Annotated in this window: 19 protein-coding genes and 1 riboswitch; of the genes, 9 read left to right on the forward strand and 10 right to left on the reverse strand. The window is 71.6% G+C overall.

All coding sequences use genetic code 11. From position 1 onward, the window contains the following. Positions 1–15: 15 nt before the first annotated feature. The 3 genes from OG875_RS13030 to OG875_RS13040 form a co-directional block, all read right to left on the reverse strand. Entirely contained in the window at positions 16–657 is a 642-nt protein-coding gene (locus tag OG875_RS13030) for a PadR family transcriptional regulator (protein ID WP_330174379.1), read from the reverse strand. A 471-nt stretch (positions 658–1,128) separates the two neighbouring features. Continuing rightward, a complete protein-coding gene (locus OG875_RS13035) occupies positions 1,129–2,586 on the reverse strand; it encodes an aldehyde dehydrogenase family protein (protein ID WP_330174380.1) in 1,458 nt (485 codons plus the stop codon). Positions 2,587–2,798: 212 nt separating this feature from the next. Continuing rightward, positions 2,799–3,680, reverse strand: a complete 882-nt coding sequence (locus tag OG875_RS13040) for a helix-turn-helix domain-containing protein (RefSeq protein WP_330174381.1) — start codon at positions 3,678–3,680, stop codon at positions 2,799–2,801. Between the two features lie 337 nt (positions 3,681–4,017). Here OG875_RS13040 and OG875_RS13045 point away from each other — a divergent pair, with 337 nt between their 5' ends. Next, a complete protein-coding gene (locus tag OG875_RS13045) occupies positions 4,018–4,512 on the forward strand; it encodes an ATP-binding protein (RefSeq protein WP_330174382.1) in 495 nt (164 codons plus the stop codon). A gap of 79 nt (positions 4,513–4,591) precedes the next feature. On the opposite strand, the gene OG875_RS13050 is transcribed toward OG875_RS13045, so the two are convergent. Next, on the reverse strand, positions 4,592–4,828 hold the full coding sequence (locus tag OG875_RS13050; protein ID WP_330174383.1) for a DUF397 domain-containing protein: 237 nt from the start codon (positions 4,826–4,828) through the stop codon (positions 4,592–4,594). A 264-nt stretch (positions 4,829–5,092) separates the two neighbouring features. Here OG875_RS13050 and OG875_RS13055 point away from each other — a divergent pair, with 264 nt between their 5' ends. After that, positions 5,093–5,605: a hypothetical protein gene (locus tag OG875_RS13055; RefSeq protein ID WP_330174384.1), complete on the forward strand. Its 513-nt coding sequence runs from the start codon at positions 5,093–5,095 to the stop codon at positions 5,603–5,605. An 87-nt stretch (positions 5,606–5,692) separates the two neighbouring features. Here the strand turns inward: OG875_RS13055 and OG875_RS13060 are convergent, their stop codons facing one another. Next, the gene (locus tag OG875_RS13060; protein ID WP_330174385.1) at positions 5,693–7,120 is read right to left on the reverse strand and encodes a DUF2786 domain-containing protein; all 1,428 of its coding nucleotides are present in this window, start codon (positions 7,118–7,120) and stop codon (positions 5,693–5,695) included. 154 nt (positions 7,121–7,274) lie between these two features. On the opposite strand from OG875_RS13060, the gene OG875_RS13065 reads away from it, so the two are divergent. Next, positions 7,275–7,874: a sugar O-acetyltransferase gene (locus OG875_RS13065; RefSeq protein ID WP_330174386.1), complete on the forward strand. Its 600-nt coding sequence runs from the start codon at positions 7,275–7,277 to the stop codon at positions 7,872–7,874. Positions 7,875–8,198: 324 nt separating this feature from the next. On the opposite strand, the gene OG875_RS13070 is transcribed toward OG875_RS13065, so the two are convergent. Beyond that, entirely contained in the window at positions 8,199–9,113 is a 915-nt protein-coding gene (locus tag OG875_RS13070; protein ID WP_330174387.1) for an NADP-dependent oxidoreductase, read from the reverse strand. 213 nt (positions 9,114–9,326) lie between these two features. Here OG875_RS13070 and OG875_RS13075 point away from each other — a divergent pair, with 213 nt between their 5' ends. Both OG875_RS13075 and OG875_RS13080 read left to right on the forward strand, forming a co-directional pair. Continuing rightward, positions 9,327–11,057, forward strand: a complete 1,731-nt coding sequence (locus tag OG875_RS13075; RefSeq protein ID WP_330174388.1) for a bifunctional 3'-5' exonuclease/DNA polymerase — start codon at positions 9,327–9,329, stop codon at positions 11,055–11,057. 323 nt (positions 11,058–11,380) lie between these two features. After that, complete coding sequence (locus OG875_RS13080; protein WP_330174389.1) at positions 11,381–11,764, forward strand: VOC family protein; 384 nt, start codon at positions 11,381–11,383, stop codon at positions 11,762–11,764. A gap of 149 nt (positions 11,765–11,913) precedes the next feature. On the opposite strand, the gene OG875_RS13085 is transcribed toward OG875_RS13080, so the two are convergent. Further along, positions 11,914–13,383, reverse strand: a complete 1,470-nt coding sequence (locus OG875_RS13085) for a glycoside hydrolase family 3 protein (RefSeq protein ID WP_330174390.1) — start codon at positions 13,381–13,383, stop codon at positions 11,914–11,916. A 34-nt stretch (positions 13,384–13,417) separates the two neighbouring features. Between OG875_RS13085 and OG875_RS13090 the strand changes: the two genes are divergently transcribed. Further along, the gene (locus OG875_RS13090) at positions 13,418–13,879 is read left to right on the forward strand and encodes a hypothetical protein (protein WP_330174391.1); all 462 of its coding nucleotides are present in this window, start codon (positions 13,418–13,420) and stop codon (positions 13,877–13,879) included. A gap of 40 nt (positions 13,880–13,919) precedes the next feature. Then, a riboswitch (cobalamin riboswitch) is annotated at positions 13,920–14,149 on the forward strand. A 172-nt stretch (positions 14,150–14,321) separates the two neighbouring features. Further along, a complete protein-coding gene (gene metE, locus OG875_RS13095) occupies positions 14,322–16,727 on the forward strand; it encodes a 5-methyltetrahydropteroyltriglutamate--homocysteine S-methyltransferase (protein WP_330174392.1) in 2,406 nt (801 codons plus the stop codon). Positions 16,728–16,998: 271 nt separating this feature from the next. On the opposite strand, the gene OG875_RS13100 is transcribed toward metE, so the two are convergent. Next, positions 16,999–17,640: a GNAT family N-acetyltransferase gene (locus OG875_RS13100; protein ID WP_330174393.1), complete on the reverse strand. Its 642-nt coding sequence runs from the start codon at positions 17,638–17,640 to the stop codon at positions 16,999–17,001. 61 nt (positions 17,641–17,701) lie between these two features. Between OG875_RS13100 and OG875_RS13105 the strand changes: the two genes are divergently transcribed. Then, positions 17,702–20,287 carry a polysaccharide lyase family 8 super-sandwich domain-containing protein gene (locus tag OG875_RS13105; protein ID WP_330174394.1) on the forward strand — a complete coding sequence of 862 codons (2,586 nt, stop codon included), beginning with the start codon at positions 17,702–17,704 and terminating at the stop codon, positions 20,285–20,287. Positions 20,288–20,516: 229 nt separating this feature from the next. Beyond that, positions 20,517–22,217 carry a lysyl oxidase family protein gene (locus OG875_RS13110; RefSeq protein ID WP_330174395.1) on the forward strand — a complete coding sequence of 567 codons (1,701 nt, stop codon included), beginning with the start codon at positions 20,517–20,519 and terminating at the stop codon, positions 22,215–22,217. A 106-nt stretch (positions 22,218–22,323) separates the two neighbouring features. Here OG875_RS13110 and OG875_RS13115 read toward each other — a convergent pair whose 3' ends face one another. Together OG875_RS13115 and OG875_RS13120 are read right to left on the reverse strand one after the other, a co-directional pair. Continuing rightward, positions 22,324–22,998, reverse strand: a complete 675-nt coding sequence (locus tag OG875_RS13115) for a response regulator (protein ID WP_330174396.1) — start codon at positions 22,996–22,998, stop codon at positions 22,324–22,326. Further along, positions 22,998–24,641: a sensor histidine kinase gene (locus tag OG875_RS13120; RefSeq protein WP_330174397.1), complete on the reverse strand. Its 1,644-nt coding sequence runs from the start codon at positions 24,639–24,641 to the stop codon at positions 22,998–23,000. The genes OG875_RS13115 and OG875_RS13120 overlap by 1 nt, the downstream gene beginning before the upstream one ends. Between the last annotated feature and the right edge of the window lie 89 nt (positions 24,642–24,730).

Genomic DNA, 24,730 nt, shown 5'->3' on the forward strand with positions numbered 1-24,730 from the left:
GCGCGCCGGCCGACGTCAGTCGTCGTCACCCTCGGCCGGAACACCCGTGGCATACGGGTTCGACTCCCCCTTCGCGAGCACACCCACGAACGGGTCGCCCTCGCCGGAGAACACATAGGCGCCGGCCTCGATGCGCCGGATGAATCCGCGCGTCCACTCCGCCCCCGAGTCGGCCTGACCGATCCACATGTTCATGATCTCGCCGATGTGACCCAGCTGCTCCGGGCCGTCCTCGGGCGTGTAGTGCTCGGTCACCGACGCCCGCCATCCCTCGATCGCCCGCACCCGCTCCCGCAGCAGCGCGACCGCCTCGGCACGCGGCAGGTCCACGATGAAGCCGATCCCCGCCGACAGCACGTCCATCTTCTGGTCGTGGGCCACCAGCGACTCGCGCAGCAGCCGGAAGTACTCGGCGGTCCCGGCCTCCGTCAGCTCGTACTCCGTACGCGGCGGACCGCCGACCGTGCTGGGCGCGACCTCGTGGGCCAGCAGTTCGCCCTGCTTGGCCATCTGCTTCAGCGCGTGGTAGATCGAGCCGGGCTTGGCGTTCGACCACTCGTGGGCGCCCCAGAACTCCAGGTCGTTGCGGACCTGATAGCCGTGCGCGCGCCCGTGCTGACGCACCGCGCCGAGGACCAGCAGCCGGATCGCCGACATCGCCCCACCCTTCTATTCAACTTTGACTAGGCTACTCGCCACGGCAGAGAAGAGGATTCCTCTCCTCCCGTGTCGAACCATCCAACCCGTAGTCGAATTCTGCTCGGCACCCGGCACCCGGCACCGGGCACCGGGCACTCGGCTTCGAGATCGCCTTCCTACGGAGGAGCCCCCATACCTACGCGGTCGTCGCACGGGGGACGTCGACGGAGTACACAGCGCGTTCCGGGCCGGGGCCGAAGGCGGCGTACGGGAGAAACCCGCCCCGGGGGCGCCGCATCCGCCCGCCGCATCCGCCCGTCGTTCGGACCAGGCGCACGAGGGCCGCCCTCCTGAAGAGGACGCGTCGGACACGGCCACCGGGCCGGAGCACGCCGGGCCGCGACAGGGCCCCGGGGCCGGGGCGCACCGTACCGGCCACGCGCGACAGGGCCGCACCGGGCCGGAGGTCGCCGGGCCGTGCCGTGCCGGTCAGAAGGGGAAGCGCGAGCGCCCGTACTGGACCGAGATCCACTTCTGGGTGGTGAAGGCGTCCGCCATCGCCTCGGCGTTCACCCACTCGGCCCCGGAGTGCTTCTCGCCGCCGAAGGGCACGATCGCCTCGTGGTGCCCGGTGCCGTCGTTGATGTGGATCATGCCGGTCCTGATCCGCCGGGCGACGCGGACGCCCCGCTCCACGTCGCCGGTGTGGATGGCCCCGCTCAGCCCGCACCGGGTGTCGTTGGCGATCCTGACCGCCTCGTCCACGCCGTCGAACGGCAGCAGGATCGCCACCGGGCCGAGGATCTCCTGGGTCAGCACGGGCGAGTCCTCGGGCAGGTCCGTCAGCACCGTCGGGGAGACGAGGTTGCCGTCGACCGTGCCGCGCACCAGGGCGGTCGCGCCCGCCGCCACCGTCTCCTCGATCAGCGCGCCGACCGCGTCGGCCTGCTGGGAACTGATCAGCGGGCCGATCACCGTCGCCGGGTCGGCCGGGTCGCCGACGGTCAGCGTCCGCACCTTGGCGACGAACTTCTCGGTGAACTCCTTCTCGATCGCCCGGTCCAGCAGGATGCGGTTGGCCGCCATGCAGACCGGCCCCTGGTACGCGTACCTGCTGAAGACCGCCGCCTCGACCGCGTAGTCCACATCGGCGTCCGCGAGCACGATCAGCGCGCTGTTCCCGCCGAGGTCGAGCACCGAACGCTTGAAGTTCTTGGCACAGACGACGGCGACGTGCCGGCCCACCCGGTCCGAGCCGCTGAAGGAGATGACCTTGGGTATCGGGTGCTCGATCAGCGCGTCGTCGATCTCGGCGATGTCGGTGATGACGACGTTCAGCAGCCCGGCGGGCAGCCCCGCGTCCTCGAACACCTTGGCCACCAGCGAACCGCCGCAGATGGGGGTGGACTGGTGCGGCTTCAGTACGACGCCGTTGCCGAGCGCCAGCGCCGGGGCGACCGACTTGAGCGAGAGCAGGAAGGGGAAGTTGAACGGGCTGATGACGCCGACCACGCCGACGGGGACGCGCTGGACGCGGTTCTCCGTGCCGTCCACGGGCGAGGGCAGGATCCGGCCCTCGGGGCGCAGCGCGAGCTGTACGGCCTCACGCAACAGTTCTTTGGCGAGGCGCAGTTCGAACGCGGCTTTCAGGCGCGTACCGCCGAGTTCGGCGATGATCGCCTCGGTGATGTCCTTCTCGCGGTCCTCGACGATGCGCAGTGCCCGCTCGAAGACGCGCCGCCTGACGTACGGGTTGGTCTCCGCCCACGTCACCTGCGCGCGTTCGGCGGCCCGGTACGCCTGGTCCACCTCGTCCGCGGTCGCCACGGCGATGGAGGCGAGCTTCTCGCCGTCGTAGGGGTTGAAATCGATGATGTCCCACGATCCGCTGCCGGGCCGCCACTCGCCGTCGATGTACTGCTGGTCGAGTTCGGCGAAGAAGGACATGCGATTCCTAACCTCAAGACCTCAAGAACCGGAAACTGATGTCACGTCATCATACTTACGCCGCATCGGAGTCGAAGAGCTTCCAGAACGTCTGATTCCCGCTCCGGATACAAGAGGACGCGTCTCGATCGGCCGCTGTCACTCATGACCATTCTCTCTCCCGATGCAGTCACTCACGATCAATCAAAATCAATCACGATCAATCATGTACTTCAGGAGAGTTGGAGCAGCCCTCGGAGCAGATCGCGGCTCTCGGCCGGCCCGAGACTGTCCTCGTGCAGCCGGGTCATCACCCTTTCGTACTGGGTGACTTCCTCGCGCTTGTCGAGATACAGCGCGCTGGTGAGCTGTTCCAGATAGACCAGGTCGGAGAGGTCCGACTCGGGGAACCGCAGCATGGTGAACGCGCCGCTCTCACCCGCGTGCCCGCCGAAGCTGAACGGCATCACCTGAAGGGTGACCGTCGGATGCTCGGAGACCTCGATGAGATGGGCCAACTGCCCGCGCATCACCTCGCGATCGCCGTACGGGCGGCGCAGCGCGGCCTCGTCCAGCACGGCGTGGAATCGCGGGGCCCGTTCGGAGACGAGCACCTTCTGGCGCTCCTGGCGCAGCGCGACACGGCGGTCGATCTCGGCCTGCGGCGCGTTCGGCATGCCGCGCCGGACAACCGCGTGCGCGTATGCCTCGGTCTGCAACAGACCGTGCACGAACTGGACTTCGTAGATCCGGATCAAGGAGGCGGCGCCTTCGAGCCCGATGTACGTCTGGAACCAGCCCGGCAGCACGTCGCCGAAGCTCTGCCACCAGCCCGCGACGTTGGCCTCACGGGCGAGACCGATGAGGGAGCCGCGCTCCATCTCGTCGGCGACTCCGTAGAGCGTCAACAGGTCCTCGATGTCCCTGGACTTGAAACTCACCCGCCCCAACTCCATACGGCTGATTTTGGACTCGGACGCGCGGATCGAGTAACCGGCCGCCTCACGCGTGATGCCGCGCGACTCACGCAGGCGCCTCAGCTGTGAGCCCAGCAGTATGCGCCGCACCACGGATCCGCCCGGTTCGACTGCGGTCACGTCTCCAACCCTCCCCATACGGTCCATCTCCCACGATATTTCCCGAAACACCCTCGGGACACCCCCGAACCCCGAGATCCGGATTCTGCCATCAAACGCATCAGCCCGTACTCATTCGATTACAGAAATGAGAAGCCTTTGGAAAGAGGCAGAAAGTGGTCGGGAGAAGAAATAAACCGGAAGGCCACATCACGGTATAAGTCGGGCGCGTGCACGTGCATCTGCCCTTGCATCTGCCCAGCGCATTGGGAACCATGGTGCTCGCCGCACCTGCGTGCTCGCTCGTGTTTTGACGTGATGTGACGGTGCACCACCGCAGTATCGCTACGGCCGCGAATCCCGGGGAGTGCCTCGCATGGGGACGATTGGATCGACCGTGCTCGAGCCGTTAAGGCAGGGGCTTCCGCCGATCGATCCCGCGGCCGTCTCCACCTCGGCGTCCTGTGCGTTGCCCGCCCGCTACGAAGCGGTGCGCGGGGCACGGCAGTTCACCCGGACGACGCTGCGCCAGTGGGAGCTGGACGACCGGTTCGACGACGTCGCGCTGGTGGTCTCCGAACTGGTCACCAACGCGCTGCGGCACGCGCTCCCCTCGGACACCCCGCGCGAACCCCAGGAGCCGCCCGTACGGCTGCATCTGATGCGCTGGACGACCCGGCTGGTGTGCGCGGTGCGCGATCCCAGTTACGCGGGCCCCACGGCGCGCGAGTCGGAGGAGGACTTCGCGGCGGAGTCCGGCCGGGGGCTGTTCCTGGTGGACTCCTTCAGTGACACCTGGGGCTGGCATCCGCTGGCCGGCTCGCTGCACGGCAAGGTGGTCTGGGCGCTGTTCCGGATCCCGACCGAGTGACGGCGGACGGGCCGCGGCGCCCGCTCCGGGCGCCGTCCGCCCCGTCCGCCCGCGCCGCGAGGCCGGCGCCCCCGGGCGGTCAGGCCGTCAGATAGTCGAACTCCCCGTCCTTCACACCCGCCAGCATGGCCACGATCTCGGCCCGGGTGTACACGAGGGCGGGTCCTTCGGGATGGCGTGAATTCCGTACCGCCACACCCCCGCCGGGCAGTTTGGCGAACTCCACGCAGGACCCCTGCGAATTGCTGTGCCGGCTCTTCTTCCAGACGACTCCGTGAAGCTCGGTGGCCGCCATGCCGTTGTACGCGTGGTGCACAGGACGCTCCCCGAGTTGCCTGGTGCAGGTGTCAACTAACTCGGATCATAGCTGTGTTCACATGCCAATGCATGAGCAGATGCACGTGCACGGGGGGTGTTCTCTCGACTACAGGCTTGCGAACGTATGACCCATTCACTGAGACGCACCGAAAGCCCTTTCGGTGCCAGGGTTCCCGTACTCGTCCGGAACTCGCCGCCACACCGGGCCCGGGGCCGTCCTGCTAGCTTGGCGCGGTCCGTGGAACCGAAGGGGGACTTGACCATGCGCAAGCTCGTACGCACCGGCACCGCGGTGACCGGACTCGTCGCCGCGCTCGCTCTCATCGGGTGCGGCGGCGGGGACGGCGGAGACCCGGGTCCCGCCGCGGACAAGGGCTCCGCCGGCGCGCCCGCGCCGGGCGGATCGGCGTCCGGCGGACCGGAGGGCGGCACCGACGCGTCCACCCCGGCGACCGGCGACGACGCCAAGGGCCTCGAAGGCTCCTGGACGGGGCTGACGGACGGCAAGGCCGTCACGCTCTCCGTCAAGGAGGGCCGGGTCGCGCTCATCGCCGACAAGCACGTCTGCCAGGGCTCGGTGGAGGACATGGGCGGCGAGCCGATGCTGTCGCTCACCTGCGTCGACGGGAACACCGACCGCGCGATGGGGTCGATCGAGTCCAACGACGGCAAGTCGCTGGTGCTGTCGTGGGAGGGCGGGGCGAAGGACAGCCTCAGGAAGGCGGATCCGGGCGCGCTGCCCACCGGGCTTCCGACGGACATTCAGGCGCCCTGACAGAGACCGCTTTCTTCGCGCTCTCTCAAGGAAGGGCGCCGGACGACGGGAGTCCGACGCCCTGCCGACGGCCTTGCGACGCCCTCCTTAAGAGGAGGTGACGCGGGCCCGGTCCGCCGCCGCCGTGCCGTGCGCCCAGCCCTCGCCGTCGGTCACCCCGCGCACCCTGGTCCGCACCGTTTCGGGGAACATCCGCTCGGCGCGGTCGCTGACCGCCAGGTCCCGTGCCGCGAGTACGGGCAGCAGACGGCCGTCCCCGAGCGCCGCGCGCCCGGCACCACCGGCGCCCGTACCGGCGGCGTCGGCAGCCGCTCCGGTGGCGTCCGCGTCCGCGGCGTCCGCCGTGACCCGCTCGGTGGCCGTCGCGAGCCGCTCGCCGATCCGCTGGGCGTACGCCATCAGGAACGACTGCCGGAACGTCTTCGTCCGCTTGCGTCCCGACGCCCGCTGAGCGGCCTCCGCACGGGTCATCGCCGCCGTCCCCTGCACGAGCAGCGACGTGTGCAGCAGCTCCACCACCTCCAGATCCGGCTCGAAACCGACCACGGTGGAGAAGCCGAAGCCGCTGTTCCACACCGCCCGGCAGCGGTTGGCGGAGGCGACGCAGTCAAGGAGGATCGCCTTCGCCGTCTCGTACGGGGCGTCGACCCCGATCCGGCAGGCGGCCGGCGCGTCGGCGCGGTGGGCGCGGTCGGCGAGCAGGGCCTCGTCGATGCTGTGCCGGGCCATCAGCTCCTGGGCCTTGGCACTCAGCGCCTCGGCCTCGTCGGGGAAGTCGGTGCCCTCCGCCTTGGCGAGCAGGGCGCGAATCCGGGCGAGCATGCGCGGCTCGCCGTCGGCGGCAGGGAGATGGACGGGCGTGCCGGGCACCGGGCCCACGGCCTCGATCGCCGGGAGCCGGACGAGCAGCCGGTACAGCTCCAGCGCGGTGGTCGCGGCGGAGAACCGGTCGGCGGGCGGCGCGGCGCCCCTGCGCGCGGCTTCGAGGCCCTCGGCCGTCTCGGCGAGCTGCGCGCCCCAGCGCGGTGCCACCCGTTCGTAGCGGGCCGCCTCCGTCGCGATCAGCTCGGCGACGAGGCGTACGGGGCCGTCGCCGAGGTCCCGCTGGACGAGCCGTACGACATCGGCGGGCTGCCAGCCGCGTTCCCAGGCCCGGCGCAGGAACTCCTCGCCCCGGCGGCGCAGTTCGGGATCGGCCGCCGGGTCGGCGGCCAGCAGGGACGCGCCGGTGTCCAGGCCCCGGCCGCCGTCCGCCGCCGGGTCGGCGTAGAGCGCGGCGGCGAACGCGGCGTCGACCGTACGTCCCGGTGTACGCTCCCCCGCGCCGTCGCCGGCTCGGTCGCCCGCGCCTGTCCCGCCCCGTGCGTGCGGCATGGAACCGTCTCCCCTTGCCTCGTCGTCGTCCCGCCGGGCGATCGCCCGGCGGACCTCCCGCCCCGCGATCGTCCCGCCCCGGCCGATATGACGACGAGCGGCCGTGACGGCGAGCCGCCGTGCGGACGGGCCGCCGTCCATGGTCTCAGAGCCCCGTCGGTGGCGAGTTGTCCACAGGCTGTGTATATCGAACTACTGCACTACCTGCATACTCGGCCGGTTGTCCACAGGCTCCCCACGATTCCGGCACACCCGCCTACGGTGGTGGAACTCGCGACGAGAGGACACCACGGAGATGGGCGAGAACAAGCGGCTGATGCTGTCCGGCGACTGGTATCTGCCGGACGACGAGGAGCTGGAGGCGGAGTCCCGCCGACGGGCCGACCTGTGCGCCGCGTACAACGGGACGGGCGGTGACGGGATGCCCGGCGCGGAGGAAGGCGACCGGATCCTGCGCGAGCTGCTGGGATCGGTGGGCGAGGGCGTACGGATCCGTCCCCCGTTCCAATGTGACTTCGGCACCTACATCAGCATCGGCGCCCGTACCTTCATCAACTTCGGCGCGGTCTTCCTCGACCCCGGGCCGATCACCGTCGGCGCGGACGTACAGATAGGGCCGAACGTCCAACTGCTCACCCCGTCCCATGAGTTCGACACCGAGCGTCGCCGGGCGGGCTGGGAGCGGGCGCTGCCCGTGACCATCGGCGACAACGTGTGGCTCGGCGGTGGCGTGATCGTCTGTCCGGGCGTGACGATCGGCGAGAACACGGTGGTCGGCGCGGGGTCGGTGGTCACCAAGGACCTCCCGGCCGGAGTGCTGGCGGTCGGCAGCCCGGCGCGGGTGATCCGCACGCTGGAGCGGGGCGTGGTGCCCTCGATACAGGAGTCGGAGTAGGGCCGGAGCGGGCGGAGAGCCGGTTCCGTCCGTCTCCGTGCAGGTCCGGTCCGGGTACGGAATCCACCGCCGGGTCCGCCCTGGGACCGGATCCGCCGCCGGGTCCGGGGACGGAACCCACCGCCGGGTCCGGGCTGGGGCCGAATCCACCGCCGGTCCGGGGACAGGATCCACCGCCGGTCCGGGTACGGAATCCACCGCCGGGTGCGGGCTGGGGCCGGATCCGCCGCCGGGTCCGGGGACGGAATCCACCGCCGGGTCCGCCCAGGGGCCGGATCCACCGCCGGGTCCGGCCCTGGGGACAGGATCCGGGCTCCGTCCCGGTCAGGGCTTGATGATCAGCTTGCCGCGCGTGTGGCCCGACTCGCTGGCCGACTGGGCGTGGGCGGCCTCGGCGAGAGGGTAGGTGTCCGCGACCAGGACCCGCAGGGTGCCGTCCGTCGCCAGCCGGGCCTGTTCGGCGAGACCGCTCCCCTTCTCCTCTGGGGTGGAACCGCCTCCGGAGAAGGGCACCCCGTGCTCGGCGGCGGTCGGGTCGGCGATCGTGACGACACGGTCCGTCGTGCCGCCGCGCAGGGTGATCGAGTCCGGCAGCGCCCCCTTGCCGGCCGTGTCGAAGACGGCGTCCACGCCCTTGGGCGTCACGGCGCGCACCCGCTCGACCAGCCCATCCCCGTAGGCCACCGGGGTGGCGCCGAGCAGCCGGACGTAGTCGTGGTTGGCCGGGGACGCGGTGCCGATGACCGTCGCGCCGCGCGCCACGGCGAGCTGGACGGCCATCGACCCGACCGATCCGGCCGCGCCGTGCACGAGGAGCGTGTCGCCCGCCCCGACGGCCAGGTCGTCCAGCACCCGCCGGGCCGTCTCCCCGGCGACCGGCAGTGCCGCCGCCACGTCCCAGCTCAGCCCGGCCGGCTTGGGAACGACGATGTCGGCGAGGGTGTACTGGGCGTAGGCACCGCCGACGGACCAGCCGAGGACCTCGTCCCCCACGGAGAGTCCGATGACGCCGTCGCCGACGGCGTGCACGACCCCGGAGAACTCGCTGCCGGGGACGGCGGGGAATTCCGTCGGCATGACCTCCTGCATCCACCCCTTGCGGATCTTCACATCGGCCGGATTGACCCCCGCCGCCCGGACGGACGCGCGGATCTGGCCGGGCCCCGGTTCCGGCTGCTCGATGTCCCTGAGCTGAAGCACCTCAGGGCCGCCGTACTCCTCGAAAACGATCGCCTGCATATCAGCCTCCGTAGAGCGATTCCGATGTGTCCGCCGTCATCCGTCACGATTCCGTCATTAGTCCCGACCGTCATTCGTCACGATTCAGTCCGTACGAACAGATATGGATACGTTCAATGGTCCCTGTGCGCGGCCCGGTCCGCCTCTCGAATGTTCCGCGCGGGCCGGTCCGGCTCCCGCCCGTTGTCAGACCCGGCTGCGAGACTCGGACGCGTGATCGGACGGTGGGCCCTGGCCCCGGCGGAGGGCGGCGGCGCGTGGCTCGCGCCGCTGGGCGCGGACGCGCGCCCTGTCGGCCCCGTGCTGCGGGAGCCCGATCTCGCCGAGGCGGTCCGGGCCCGGCTGCCGGAGGTCACGCGGTGGGTGTGGCGGTCCACCGCCGAGCAGGCGCCCCGGCTGCTGGCCGCCGGGGTGCGGGTGGAGCGGTGTTACGACGTCGAGGCGGCGGAGCTGCTGCTGCTCGGCCACGAGGGGCGGCTCGGGGAGCCCCGGTCGGCCGCCGCCGCGTGGGCGCGGCTGCGGCGGCGGCCCGTACCGGCGGATCCGCGCCAGCGTGCCGCCGAGCCGGGTTCGCAGTCCGCGCTCTTCGAACCGCGGGCGGGCACGGACATCCCGTTCGAGGGGCTGCTGGAGGTGTACGCGGAGCAGCAGCGCCGGCACGACCGGGCGGAGCATCCGGGGCGGATGCGGTTGCTGACGGCGGCGGAGTCGGCGGGGATGCTGGTGGCGGCCGAGATGCACGAGGCGGGGCTGCCGTGGCGGGCGGATGTGCACCGGGCTCTGCTGGAGGAGCTGCTGGGCGAGCGGTACGCGGGCGGGGGCGAGCCCCGGCGGCTGGCCGAGCTGGCCGACCAGGTCTCGGCGGCGTTCGGGCGGCGGGTTCGACCGGATCTGCCGGCGGACGTGGTGAAGGCGTTCGGCCGGGCCGGGTTCGCGGTGAGGTCGACGCGGCGGTGGGAGCTGGCGGAGATCGACCATCCGGCGGTGGCTCCGCTGATCGAGTACAAGAAGCTGTATCGCATCTGGACGGCGCACGGCTGGAGCTGGCTCCAGGACTGGGTGCGGGACGGCCGCTTCCGGCCGGAATATCTGCCCGGCGGTACGGTCTCCGGCCGCTGGACGACCAACGGCGGCGGCGCCTTGCAGATCCCCCGGGTGATACGGGCGGCGGTGGTCGCCGACGAGGGCTGGCGGCTGGTGGTGGCCGACGCCGACCAGATGGAGCCCCGGGTGCTGGCCGCGATCTCCCGCGACCGGGGGCTGATGGAGGTCGCCGGGCACGACGACGACCTGTACCAGGTGCTGTCGGACCGGGCGTTCTCCGGCGACCGCGCCCAGGCCAAGCTCGCGCTGCTGGGCGCGGTGTACGGCCAGACCTCGGGCGACGGTCTGAAGAATCTGGCCGCCCTGCGACGACGGTTCCCGCAGGCCGTCGCGTATGTCGACGAGGCGGCGCGGGCGGGCGAGGAGGGCCGGCTCGTACGGACGTGGCTGGGCCGGACGAGTCCGCCGGTGGCCGGCCGGGAGGACGACGGCGACGCGGGTGGACCGGGCCTCTCCGAGGAGGCCGCCGGTCCGTCGCCCGGCGACCCGTGGGCGGGTGAGGAGGTGAGCGGCGAGGGCGGGTTCACGCCGGGGTACGCGTCCTCGAACGCCCGCGCACGGGGGCGCTTCACCCGGAACTTCGTGGTGCAGGGCAGCGCGGCGGACTGGGCGCTGCTGATGCTGGCGGCGCTGCGGGGCGCGCTCGCCGGGATGCGGGCCGAGCTGGTCTTCTTCCAGCACGACGAGGTGATCGTGCACTGCCCGGAGCGGGAGGCGGCGGACGTGGCGGCGGCGATCCGAGAGGCGGGCGAGCTGGCGGGCCGGATCGCGTTCGGCGAGACCCCGGTGCGGTTCCCCTTCACCGTGGCGGTGGTGGAGCGGTACTCGGACGCCAAGTGAGCCGGTCACGCGCACGCCGACCACGAACGAACCGGTCACGAGTCCGTTCACCCGCGTGAACGGACCACACGCGAGAACCGGCCACGCGCCCGGTACGAGCCCGGTACGAGCCCGGTACGAGCCCGGTACGAGCGTACGAACGGCCCACACGCGAGAACCGGCCACCTGAGCCGGTCAGGAGTGAACCGGCCACGCGGGTCGGCCGATTGAGGGTTGGTCCCCGCGCCCGGAACGATTTACGATCCCGGGTGGGCATCGCGCGTCGGTCACCGGCCGGGTGAGGCGTGGAGGTTCCCGTGAGATGCCTCTGGAGGCATTCCACCGTGTCAGTCGAGTTGAATCACACCATCGTTCATTCCCGGGACAACCGGGCCTCCGCCGAGTTTCTGGCGCACATCCTGGATCTGGAAGTCGGCACCGAATGGGGCCCCTTCGTTCCGGTCGACACCGGTAACAGCGTCACCCTCGATTTCGCGACCGCCGCTCCCGAGTCCATCACCCCGCAGCATTACGCGTTCCTGGTACCCGAAGAGGACTTCGACGGGATCTTCGCGCGGATCAAGGACGCGGGGGTCGACTTCTTCGCCGATCCGCACCGGAAGCTCCCCGGCGAGATCAACCACAACCACGGCGGCCGAGGGGTCTACTTCCTCGATCCGTCGGGTCACTACCTGGAAGTGATCACCCAGCCGTACGACACACCGTAGGGCCCGCACCGCAGGACTTCACACCGGCGGGACTGCACACCGCAGGACTGCCCCTCGGCACCGTCGGCACCGTCAGCACCGTCGGAACTCGGAGCAGGGGGCGCCGGAGACCTCAGGGTCTCCGGCGCCCCGCCCGCCCCGCGCGCCTCTCAGCCGCGCCCCGTCAAGAACTCCGCCGCCGCCAGGCCAGAGACCCGGGTCGCGCCATGGGTGATCAGGTGCACGGCGCCGGGCGCAGCGCCGTTCGGTACGCCCATCTCCACCACCACCGCGTCCGGCCGGCTCCCCAGCAGCCGCGCCATCGCCGCCGACATCCAGCCGTGCCGTGCCGCGTCGCGCACCACCACGACCAGCGAGCGCGCCACCGCCGGGTCGAGCACCTTGCGGTCCAGCAGATCGCCGGAGTCGGCCAGATCGGCCTCCGTCAGCCGTACGGAGGTCGTACCGGGCAGCAGGTCGCTCAGCGGGGCCGCCACGCCCCACGGGGTCTGCCCGTCCACGGCCAGGTTCATCGTCGGGGACAGCTCCACGACGTGGGGCGCGCCGACGAGCGGCAGCACGGTCTCCCCGGCCCGCCCGCTCACCACGCGCAGCGCGCGCCGGGCGGCCACCAGCCCGATGTCGGACGCGACCGCGTCGGCGGTCACGGCGCGCGTACGGCTGCCGGACCAGGCGGCGAACTCGCCGACCCGCGCCGCTGCCTCCCCGAGCCGCGCCTCGGACAGCGTCCCGTCCAGTACGGCCCCCACCAGCGCACCGGTGAGCTGGTCGAACGTGGCCTCGCCCGCGTGCTCGCCGCCGACGCACACCGCGTCCGCCCCGCCGGTGACGGCCCGTACGGTGGCGCCGTCGATGCCGTAACGGTCGGTGACCGCGCGCATCTCGATGCCGTCGGTCACCACCAGCCCGTCGAAGCCCAGCTCACCGCGGAGCAGGTCCACGAGGATGCGGGGGCTGAGGGTGGCGGGCAGTTCGGGGTCGTACGCGGAGGCGAGCAGGTGCGCGGTCATCACCACGCGTACGCCCGCCTCCATCGCCGCGACGAACGGCGGCAGCGCGACGGCGGCGATCTCCTCCGCGCTCGCCGAGACGCGCGGCAGCCCGTGGTGGGAGTCGACCGAGGTGTCGCCGTGGCCGGGGAAGTGCTTGGCGCAGGCGGCGACGCCCGCCGACTGGAGCCCGCGCACCCAGGCGGCGGTGTGCCGGGCGACGACGTCCGTACGGGCGCCGAAGGAACGGGCGCCGATCACCGGGTTGAGGGGGTTGGAGTTGACGTCGGCGCTGGGCGCGTAGTTGAGGGAGATCCCGGCGGCGTGGAGTTCACGCCCGATGTCACGGGCGACGGATTCGGTCAGCTCCACGTCGTCCACGGCGCCGAGGGCGAGATTGCCCGGCCGGGAGGCGCCCGTCCAGGCTTCGAGCCGGGTCACGTCGCCGGCTTCCTCGTCGATGGCGATGACGAGGTCGCGGTTCTCGGCCCGCAGTTCGGCGGTGAGGCGGGCGACCTGTTCGGGGTCGACGATGTTCCGGCCGAAGAGGACGACGGAGGTGAGGCCGTCGGCGATGGCCCGGCGGACCCAGTCGGGCACGGTCGTGCCCACGAATCCGGGCTGGAGCACGGCCCCCGCGAGACGCGTGAGCTGCCGATGGCGAGTGCTCGCGGGACTGCTCACGGGACTGCTCACGGGACTGCTCACGAGATTGCCCACGGGCCCGGCCCCGCCGCCCCCGCCCCCACCGCCGGTAGTCGAGCTGCTCGCCGATCCGCCCGTCGGCCCGCTCGACCGACTACTCGTCGCGCCGCCGGTCGTTGCGCTGCTCGTCGCCGCGCTGCTCGTCGTCGCACTGCTGGTCACGCTGCTCGTCGCCGCGCTGCTCGTCGTCGCACTGCTGGTCACGCTGCTCGTCGCCTCGCTCGTCAGGCTGCTCGTGCGGCTGCTCGGCTCCATGCGGTTCCTCCGAAGGCGCATCGCTCGGCGGCCGGCCGGGAACCGCTCGGGGACTTGGTACAGGCCAATCGGATGTTGGCTTAGACCAATAGGGGTGTCAAGGAGGTATCGGACTCTCGCGCTGTACGAACTCGACCAGGAAGCTGGCGGTTTGAACCGTCCATGAATGTCTCGTGACGGTTCGAGGGAGCCGGCGGGCAACCGCTAGGCTGGTTGGCGCAGCTGGTTCGTCCCCGTCCTTCCGGGCGGGTACGTCGTAAGAGGGAACCCGGTGGGAATCCGGGACTGCCCCGCAGCGGTGAGTGGGAACGACCGCCGTCATGAGCACTGGGTCCGGCCGGACCTGGGAAGCGACGGCCAGTAGGTGCCCCGTACGCGACACGCGATACGGGACGTGCCCGCGAGTCCGAAGACCTGCCCGTTGCCCGCGCGCGACCGATCGCGCGCGGAGATCCCGGTGACCTCGTGGGCGGGTCGGCGTACATATCGGTCGGGCGTTCGTACCTACGCGTACGGAACGGGCCCGTCCGGTTCTGTACCCCTTCGTGTCTCCGATCCGTCGCCCGTCGCGCCGGGATCGCAGAGGACCACTCGCGAAGGAGAGTTCCGTGACAGACGAGTCAACGACCGCGGCGGCACGCGCCACCGTGTACGGCTACCCCCGCCAGGGTGCCGGCCGCGAACTGAAGAAGGCCGTCGAGCGCTACTGGAAGGGCGCCATGAGCGCCGCCACCCTGCGGGAGACCGCCGCCGGGCTGCGCAGGGCGAACTGGGAGCAGCTCACCGCCGACGGCGTCCACGAGGTGCCGACCGGCGACTTCTCGTACTACGACCACGTCCTGGACACCAGCGTGATGGTCGGCGCGATCCCGGAACGGCACCGCGCGGCGACCACGGCCGACACGCGGAAAAGCACGCGGGAAGATGCGCGGGAAGGCACGCGGGAAGGCGCCGGGGACGACACCGGGAAGGACACCCGGGACGCCGCGCTGGAGGGCTACTTCGCGATGGCGCGCGGCACCCGTGACGTGGCGCCGCTGGAGATGACCAAGTGGTTCGACACGAACTACCACTACCTGGTCCCCGAGCTCGGCCCCGACACCGTCTTCACCGCCGACTCCACCCGGCAGGTCGCCGAGCTGACGGAGGCCCTCGCCCTCGGCCTCACCGCCCGGCCCGTACTGCTCGGCCCCGTCACCTACCTGCTGCTGGCCAAGCCCGCCCCCGGCGTCGCCGAGGGCTTCGAACCGCTGACCCTCCTCGACCGGCTCCTCCCGGTGTACGCGGAGATCCTCGCCGATCTGCGCGCGGCGGGCGCCGACTGGGTACAGCTCGACGAGCCCGCCCTCGTGCAGGACCGCACCCCGGCGGAACTGGCCGCCGCCGCCCGCGCCTACCACGACCTGGGCGGCGCCACCGACCGGCCGAAACTGCTGGTGGCCTCCTACTTCGACCGCCTCGGCGACGCCCTTCCGGTGCTCGCCAAATCCCCCGTCGAGGGCCTGGCTCTTGACTTCACCGGCCCGGCCGCCGCCAACCTCGACGGTCTCGCGGCGGTCGGCGGAGTGCCCGGCAAGCGGCTGGTCGCCGGTGTGGTCGACGGCCGCAACATCTGGATCAACGACCTGACGAAGTCCCTCGCCACCCTCGGCACGCTGCTGGGCCTCGCCGGCCACGTCGATGTCGCCCCGTCCTGCTCCCTGCTGCACGTCCCCATCGACGCGGGCGCAGAGCGGGACATCGACCCGGAGATCGCCCGCTGGCTCGCCTTCGCCCGCCAGAAGAGCACCGAGGTCGCCACCCTGGCCCGTGCCCTGGCCGGGGGCACCGGCGCGATCGCCGCCGAACTGGCCGCCAACCGCGCCGCTCTCGCGTCTCGCGCGAACTCCCCCCTGACCCGCGACCCGGCCGTGCGCGCCCGCGCGGCGGCCGTCACCGACGCGGACGCGCGCCGTTCGCAGCCGTACGAGGAACGGACCGCCGCCCAGCGGGCGCATCTGGGGCTGCCGCCGCTGCCCACGACCACCATCGGGTCCTTCCCGCAGACCACGGAGCTGCGCACCGCCCGCGCGGACCTGCGCGCCGGGCGGATCGGCACCGCCGCGTACGAGGACCGGATCAAGGAGGAGATCCGCGACGTCGTCTCGTTCCAGGAGAAGGCCGGCCTCGACGTCCTGGTGCACGGCGAACCCGAACGCAACGACATGGTCCAGTACTTCGCCGAGCAGCTGAACGGGTACGTCGCCACGCGGCACGGCTGGGTGCAGTCGTACGGAACCCGTTACGTACGTCCCCCGGTCCTCGCCGGGGACATCTCGCGCCCGGAGCCGATGACGGTGCGCTGGACGTCGTACGCGCAGTCGCTCACCGACCGCCCCGTCAAGGGGATGCTCACCGGGCCCGTCACGATGCTCGCCTGGTCCTTCGTCCGGGACGACCAGCCGCTCGGCGACACCGCCCGCCAGGTGGCGCTCGCGCTGCGCGACGAGGTGGACGACCTGGAGGGCGCGGGTACGTCCGTGATCCAGGTGGACGAACCGGCGCTGCGTGAGACGCTCCCGCTGCGCGCGGACGGCCGCGCCGCGTATCTGGCGTGGGCGACCGAGTCGTTCCGGCTGACCACCGCCGGCGTCCGGCCGGACACGCAGATCCACACGCACATGTGCTACGCGGAGTTCGGCGACATCGTCCAGGCCATCGACGATCTCGACGCGGACGTGATCAGCCTGGAGGCGGCCCGCTCGCACATGCAGGTCGCGGACGAACTCGCCGCGCACGGTTACCCGCGTGAGGCGGGACCGGGCGTGTACGACATCCACTCGCCGCGCGTGCCGAGTGCGGCGGAGGCAACGGCCCTGCTGCGCAAGGGACTTGACGCGATCCCGGCCGAGCGGCTGTGGGTGAACCCGGACTGCGGTCTCAAGACGCGCGGCTGGCCGGAGGTCCGTACGTCGCTGGAGAACCTGGTCGCGGCGGCCCGCGAGGTCCGCGCGGGGCTCCCGACGGCGGACTGACACGGAGCACCCGGTGCGGCCAGGGCGGGGCCCTGGCCGCACCCGGGGTACGAACCCCGTCGCACAACTCCCCAGCCGCACAGGGGGTAGGCACTCCCAGCCGCACAACTCCCCAGCCGCACCTGGGACACAAACCCCCGGTCGCACAACTCCCCGCCCGCACAAGGGGTACGCCCCCGACCCGGGCGCGCCCGCCCCCCGGCACCCGCCCCCGGCGCCCGCCACCAAGGCCCCCGCCCCCAGGCACCCAGGCACCCAGGCACCCCGACGGTCACACCCCGAACAGCGCCAACGACGGCTCCAGCCCGTGGAGTTCGACCGGCACCGTGCGGTGCGCCTCCCAGTCCGCGCGCTCCAGGCGCAGCCGCCGCTGCGTACGGGCCTCGCCCCGTACGGACACCACCTCCAGCCCGTCCGGGCGGTAACCGAGCTTCTCCGACACCCGCAGCGACGCCGCGTTGTCGGTCATCGCGCCCGATGTCAGGCAGCGCGCCCCCAGCCCCTCGAACGCCAGATGCAGCAGGGCCGCCCGCATCTCCGTACCGATGCCGCGCCCCTGGTACGCGCGCCCCAGCCACGAGCCCGACTGCGCCTCGCCCGTCACCGCGAAGTCCGTCGCGGTCAGATCCTGGCGCCCGACCACCTGGTCCTCGTGGATCACGGCCAGGCTCAGCGTCCAGGCGCCGGGCGACCAGTGGGCCACGGTGCCGAGCACATGCTGGAACGTCGCCCGTCCCCGCTCCTCCGGGCTCGCGTCGGTCCACGGCACGGAGAACGGCATCCGGTCCTCGTCGTGCACCCCGGCGGCGGCGACCGCCGCCAGCTCGGACAGCCGCGTCAGATCGGGAAGCCGCAGCTCAAGGCGGGGCGTGGTGATCCGCAGGCCGTACAGGGGCCAGAAATGAGGTTCCATGAGGAGAGCCTGCCGAACCGGCCACCGGACGTCGAACCAATAACCGAGTCTGGAGAGTCCCTTGCCGCTCTCGCGCCGCACCCTGCTGACCACGCTCCCCGCCTCCGCGCTGCTCGCCCTGGCCGCTCCCCTGCGCGCCCGCGCCGCCGGCCGCCCCCCGATCGGCCCCCGCGCCCATCACCCCGTGCTCCTCGCCAACACCCTGGCGATCTTCGCTGGCACCGCCGAGTCCAACGCCCGCCCCGAGGCCGCCGCCAAACTCGCCGCCCTCGCCGCCACCGCCCGCACCCGCCTCGCCGCGCTGGACGGCGCGGGCCCCGGCGAGCTGTTCAAGGGCGTCCCGCTCGGCACGAGCGACACGAACCTCAACGCCTCGTACCAGTACCTGTACGAGATCGCCCTCGCCACCCGCGTCCCCGGCCTCCCCGGCGCCCTGGACGTCGTGGACGCCCGGCGCCGCGTGGTCGACGCCCTGGCGCTGCTCCACGACACCTACTACGGCGACCAGTCGACGGGCTACTACGGCAACTGGTTCCACTGGGAGATCGGCATCTCCACGAGCGTGAGCCGGACCCTCGTCCTGCTGAAGGACGAACTGGGCTCCCGGCGGCCTGATCTGACGGGCCGTTACATCGCCTCCATGGACGCCTACTTGCGCAACGGCGAGGACGGCGACGTCGACCTCGACTCGCGTTTCCACACCGGCGCCAACCTCGCCGACATCACCGCCAACCGCATCCTCCAGGGCGCGGTCACCGGCGACGACGCGCGCGTCACCAAGGCCGTCGCCGACCAGCTCACCGTGTACGCGACGGTCGACCCGTACGAGCCCCGGCACGGCGTCACGGACGGCTTCTACGCCGACGGCTCCTTCATCCAGCACGCCTCGGTCGCGTACACCGGTTCTTATGGAAAGGTCCTGCTCACCCGCGCCGTCCAGACCGTCAAGGTCCTCGAAGGCACCGGCCTGACCGACACCGCCGGCCTGGTCGCCGTCGTCCAGGGCTGGGTGGCCGGCGGCTTCGCGCCGGTCGTCTTCGAGGGCTGGATGATGGAGGCCGTCAAGGGGCGCGGGGTGTCGCGCCCGGCGAGCGGCTACTCGGACGTCGCCGCCGTCGTGGAGGCCGTGGTCGACCTCTCGGGACACGCGACAGGGCCGGACGCCACGGCCCTCGCGGGGTGGGTGAAGTACGTACGGGAGACCTCGAAGGCCGCACTCGACCCGGCCGTGTTCGTCTCCCCGGTCAGCGTCGCGCGGTACGCCGACATCCTCGCCGACCCGTCCGTGCCGGCCCGGGACCTCGGGGAGGCCGCGAGCCACACCGCGTTCAACGCGATGGACCGGACGGTGCACCGGCGGCCCGGCTGGGCGTTCACGCTGTCGCGCGGCTCGGACCGGATCAGCAAGTACGAGTACATGAGCGGCGAGAACCTGATGCCGTGGTTCCAGGGCGACGGGGCGCACCAGCTGTACCTCGCGGGCCAGGACCAGACGCTCGCCTTCGGCCTCGACCACTACGTCACCGTCTCGCCGTACCGGCTGGCCGGGGTGACCGCGCCGGTGGAGCCGCGCCGGACGATCCCCGAGCTGTACGGCACCGCCTGGTACGACAACCCGGAGCGCGGCTTCACGTCGTCGTCCGAGTCGCAGAACACGTACGTCTACTTCCCGCGCGGCACCAACTCCCTTTCGGGGGGCGCGAGTCTGGGCGCGTACGGCACGGCCTGCCTCGTGCTCGGCGACGACGCCGCGTACGCCGCGAAGCGGGCGGGCGAGCTGCCGGACGACTTCACCGCCTACCGGAACGCCACCGCCACCAAGTCCTGGTTCATGTGCGACGACGAGATCGTGGTGCTGGCGGCTGGGGTCGGCGACCCGGCGGGGCGGGCGGTGACGACGACACTGGACACCCGGATCGCGGCCCCGTCGGACCCGGTCACGGTCACGGGCCGGCTGCGGAACGGCGGCGCCTGGCCGGGCGGGGAGTCCGGGAGAAACGGTACGGCTCCGGGCCCGGTGTCCTGGCTGCGGTACGCGGACGCCGGGCAGGGCCTCGCGATCGGGTACGTATTCCTGGACGGGCGGGGTCACGGTGGCGTCCTCCCCACGGTGACGCTCGACACGGTCACCCGGAGCCGACGCGTCGTCCGTACGGCGAATCCCGACACCCCGGTCACGAAACGGGTGTTCACCCTGTCACTCGATCAACCGGCGGGCGCGCGAACGCTGTCGACGGCCTACGCGCTCGTACCGCACTCCACGGAGCGACAGTTGACGGCGTATCAGAGCACTCGCCACCCCCTGAAGGTGCTGGCCAACACGTCCCGTGTCCAGGCCGTCGAACACCACGGCCTGGCCCTCCTCGCCGCCAACACCTTCACGCCCGGCACCCACCACGCGGGCCCCCTGTCCATCGACGGCCCCGCGTCGGTTCTCGTACGGACATCCCCCGACGGCACGGTCACCGTCGCCCTGTCCGACCCGACGACGAGGCGGCGCACCGTCTCCCTCACCCTGCGCGGCCGGTGGCTGCGGGCGGTGTCGTCGGACGACGGCGTACGCGTCCGCCACACCCACGCCGGCACCCGCGTCGAGGCCCTGACCCATCACACGCACGGCGCCACCCTCACGGCCCGGCTGAGGTAGCCCGGCGGGCGAGTCACTGTCCGGAACCGGCCCCTACCCCTTCCGGACAGTCGCCACCCCGAATTACCCCAAAGTCGTCCCGATCCGGCATTTTCCGGCGCCTTTCGGCCAACGATGCGGCTCCCCGCGGCCCGGAGGCAACCGGCGGCCCCGGCCCGCGCTCTCACTTCGGGGGACGGGGATCCCACGCAGTCCGCAAGCACTCGGAAAACAGGGAAGACGGGGAAAGATGACCAGTACGACTCATGCCCGGCTCCGGCGTTCGGTGACGGCCGCCGCCGCGGCGCTGGCCGTGACCACCGGTGTCGTGGCCGCCGCGCCCGAGGGCGAACCGGCGCCGGCGATGCCCAGGCTCAGCCTGATCGCCGCGTCCGACTCGCTGACGCTCGACTCCTGGAAGGAGGACCCGGGCGTCTATCTCGACCTCGGCACCTACCTCACGTCCGAGGGCGGCCCCTTCGAACTCCGGGTGAAGCGCGCCTCGTACAAGGACCCGCTCGTCGTCCAACAGGTCCTGCGCAACGGGGGCACGACCACCACCAGGGCGCTTCCGGCGGGGCTGGTGAAGGACTTCTCGGGGCTGCCGGGCTTCGCCGAGATCTCCGTCACCGACACGAACCGGAAGGTCGTGGCCACCCGGACGGAGAAGTACTGCCCGAACAACGCGGCCGGCCGCATCGACCCGGACGGCCCGTCGAAGTCGACGTACCCGGAGAGCTGCCCGGAGAACCCGTTCACCCTCGGCTCGGTGTGGGGCGTCGAGAAGGGCTGGGCGTCCAACACGTACGCCGGTTACGCCTCGGCGCCGGTCAGGCTCGCCGCGGGGAAGTACGTCGCGAAGGTGACGGTGGCCAAGCGGTACCGGGATCTCTTCGGCATCTCCAGCAAGCCGCTGCTCATCAAGGTGACGGTGCGCGAGCGCAGTTGGGAGGAGACCGAGGGCGCCGCGCTCCGGAGCGCCCACAGCGGCCACGCCATGACCGGGCACACGGGGCACGGCATGACGCGTCCGAAGGCCCCGGCCGCCCCGACGAGCGGGGCGGGCCCCTCGTACAACGTGGGTCACGGCCCGCTGATCCCGGCCCCGCCGGCCCTGCCGTGGGCGCTGAAGAAGGCGTCGCTGCGGACGGCGGTGGCACCCGTGGGTGACGGGCCGGGCCGTACGGACGGCTCCCGCCAGGCACCGGCCGCCGCGCCCAACGACCGGCGCCCGACCGGCCGGGCGGCGGTCCCGGACGTACCGAAGCCGGACCTGCGCTCACTGCCCGCGTACGGCATCCGGATCAGCGACGGCGACCAGGACGTCAAGGGCAAGGACTACCTCGCCTTCAGCGCGAACGTCTGGAACGCGGGCCCCGCGCAGCTGGTCGTGGACGGCTTCCGCAGTCCCGGCAAGGAACTCATGGACGCCTACCAGTACTTCTACGCCGCGGACGGCACCCAGGTCGGCTACACCCCGACCGGCACCATGGAATGGGACCCGCGCCCGGGGCACGAGCACTGGCACTTCACGGACTTCGCCAGCTACCGGCTGCTGAAGGCTGACCAGAAGGAGCAGGTCCGCAGCGGCAAGGAGGCGTTCTGCCTGGCCAACACGGACGCGGTCGACTACACGGTGGACAACGCCAACTGGCACCCGGGCAACACCGACCTGGCCACGGCGTGCGGCCAGGAGAACTCCATCTCGGTCCGCGAGGTCCTCGACGTCGGCTCCGGCGACACATACACCCAGGACCTCCCGGGCCAGTCCTTCGACATCACCAACCTCCCCAACGGCACCTACTACATCCAGGTCCTCGCCAACCCGGAGAACCGCCTCAAGGAAACGAGCCACACGAACAACAGCGCACTCCGCAAGATCACCCTGGGCGGCAAACCGGGCGCCCGCACGGTCCAAGTCCCGGCCCACGACCTGGTGAACGCCAACTGACCCGCGGCAAGACGCAGTTGCTCTTCCGGCCCCCGGGGACCCCACCCCGGGGGCCGACGCGTCGCGGCCGGACTCTCCCACGCGCGCGGGACCGGCGAGAGCCGGTTCAGGTGCGCCAGCCGTAGCGGCGCTCGGGCCTGCCGGCGACCCCATACCGCAAGGACACCTCGGCGCGGCCGGTGTCGTGGAAGTGTTCGAGGTAACGGCGGGCGCTGACCCGGGAGATACCGGCGCGGGCCGCGCACTCGGCGGCGGACAGCGTTCCGTCGGTACCGCCCAGTGTGCGTTCGATCAGGTCCGCGGTCTCCACGCTCATGCCCTTCGGCAGCGCGACACTCGATGTCGGCCAGCCGGCCCCGGTCAGGACCCGGTCCACGTCGGCCTGGCCTCGGACGACTGTGGTGAGCAGGCTGTCGCGCCGGGAGGCGTACCGCTCCAGGCGGGGACGCAGGTCGTCGAATTCGAACGGCTTCAGCAGGTAGTTGACCACCCCCTGGCGGACGGAGCGGCGGACCGCGTCGACCTCGCGCGAGGCGCTGATCACCATGACGTCACAGTCGTGCCCGGCGATTCGCAGGCGTGGAATGACGTCCAGGCCGAACATGTCCGGAAGATAGAGGTCGAGCAGGACCAGGTCGGGGAGCAGTTCGCCGACAGCCTTGATCGCCTGCTCGCCGGTGTTCGCCGTGCCGACGACCCGGAAGGGATCGACGCGTTCGACGAAGGTCTGGTGCACGCTTGCCACCATGAAGTCGTCGTCGACGATCAGTACGTCGATCATCAGGAGGCTCCTTCCGGTATCGCGCCGGCCAGGTTGCCGACGGACATCCTCGCGGTGAACATGGCGCCGTCGGGCGTGTTGGTAACCGCGATCTCGCCGCCGCGGCGCTCGCAGACGAGCCGGGTGAGCGCCAGCCCGATGCCGCGCTCCCCCTCTTGGGCAGCCTTCGTGGTGAAGCCGTGCGAGAAGACTTCCTGGGCGAGCTCGGGCGCCACGCCGGGGCCCGAGTCGCGCACCACGATCTCCACGCTGGACGCGTCCTGCCGCAATTCGACCTCCACCCAGGCATCGTGGGCGTCGTCGCCCGCGACCGCGGCGTCGACGGCGTTGTCGACGAGGTTGCCGATCACCGTCGCCACGTCCACCGAGTCCTCCGGCGCCAGCCGGCCGAGCGCCGTGTGCTCCGATATGCGCAGCACGACCTTCCGTTCGGCCGCGAGCGAGGACTTCGCCATCAGCAGAGCACCGACAGCCATGTCCCGGACCCGTCTGGTCAGGGTCAGGTCCAGCGACTGGCGGTGCCGGCTGAGCGCGCGGACATACCGCACCACCTCGTCGTGCTTACCGATCTGGATCAGCCCGGAAATCGTGTGCAGCTGATTGGCGAACTCGTGGGCCTGCGCGCGCAGCAGCTCCGCGGAGCTGCGGAATGATCCGATCTCGCGTTCCAGCTGCGCCAGTTCGGTGCGGTCCCGCAAGGTCGTGACCGAGCCGAGCCGGCGGCCGTCCTTGGTGACGGTCATCCGGTTCATCACCAGCACCCGGCCCCGGCGTATGACGACCTCGTCGCGCCGCTCGGCCGTGTCACCGGGAGACCGGGCGAGCACGTCGTGCAGTCGGCCCTCGATCCGGAGGTCGGCCAGACTCATCCCCACACAGTGCTCGGGCAGGTCGAGCAACCGCCTGCCGACATCGTTCACCAGTGTGAGCCGGAACTGCGGGTCGAGGGCGATCACGCCCTCCGCGATCCCGTACAGCATCGCCTCGCGATGCTCGGCGAGCCCCGCGATCTCGCGTGGCTCCAGACCGAGGGTCTGGCGTTTGGTACGCCGGGCCAGCAGCCACGATCCGATCAGGCCGAGCCCGCTCGCGATGCCGAGGTAGGCGAGCAGGTACGACGACGCGCCACTCAGCCGCTGCCAGATCGTCGGTGACGACTCACCGATCATCACCATGCCGAGATGCCGGCCGAGATCGGGTTGAGCCGATTTGAGCACCGGCACCTGGGCCACCAGCTGGTGGACACCGTCCAGGACCAGCTCGCCCGACCAGCCGCGGGCCTCGGCGACGCCGGGGCCGAGCGACAACCGCGTACCGATCAGCGTGGGATTCGTGGAGCTGACGATCCTGCCGCGGCTGTCGGCGACCGTCACGGAGGTGACGACGGACTGAGTCCGGGTGGCCTGGACGAGCGGGGCGAGCGTCTCGCCCGGCGCCGGCCGGCCGAGCTGGCTGGACACCAAGGGGTTGCCGGCCAGCTGCTCGGCCAGCGCGGTGACACGGCGTCCTTCGACGCGGTCGAAGGTCGCTTCCGACTGGGCCAGCGAGACGGCGGCGACCGCCAGCAGCACCACGACGACGATGGCGAGCTGGAGTACCAACAGCTCGCCCGCGAGGGTATGGCGGCGGAATGTGACGACCACAATTAACTCAATCTTCAATGCCGACACAACACAGACGTGGTATCCGGCGAGTCGCACAATCATGGCCTCCGACTGCCGGAAGAGAAAGA

The organism is Streptomyces sp. NBC_01498, from assembly GCF_036327775.1.
Taxonomy (GTDB): domain Bacteria; phylum Actinomycetota; class Actinomycetes; order Streptomycetales; family Streptomycetaceae; genus Streptomyces.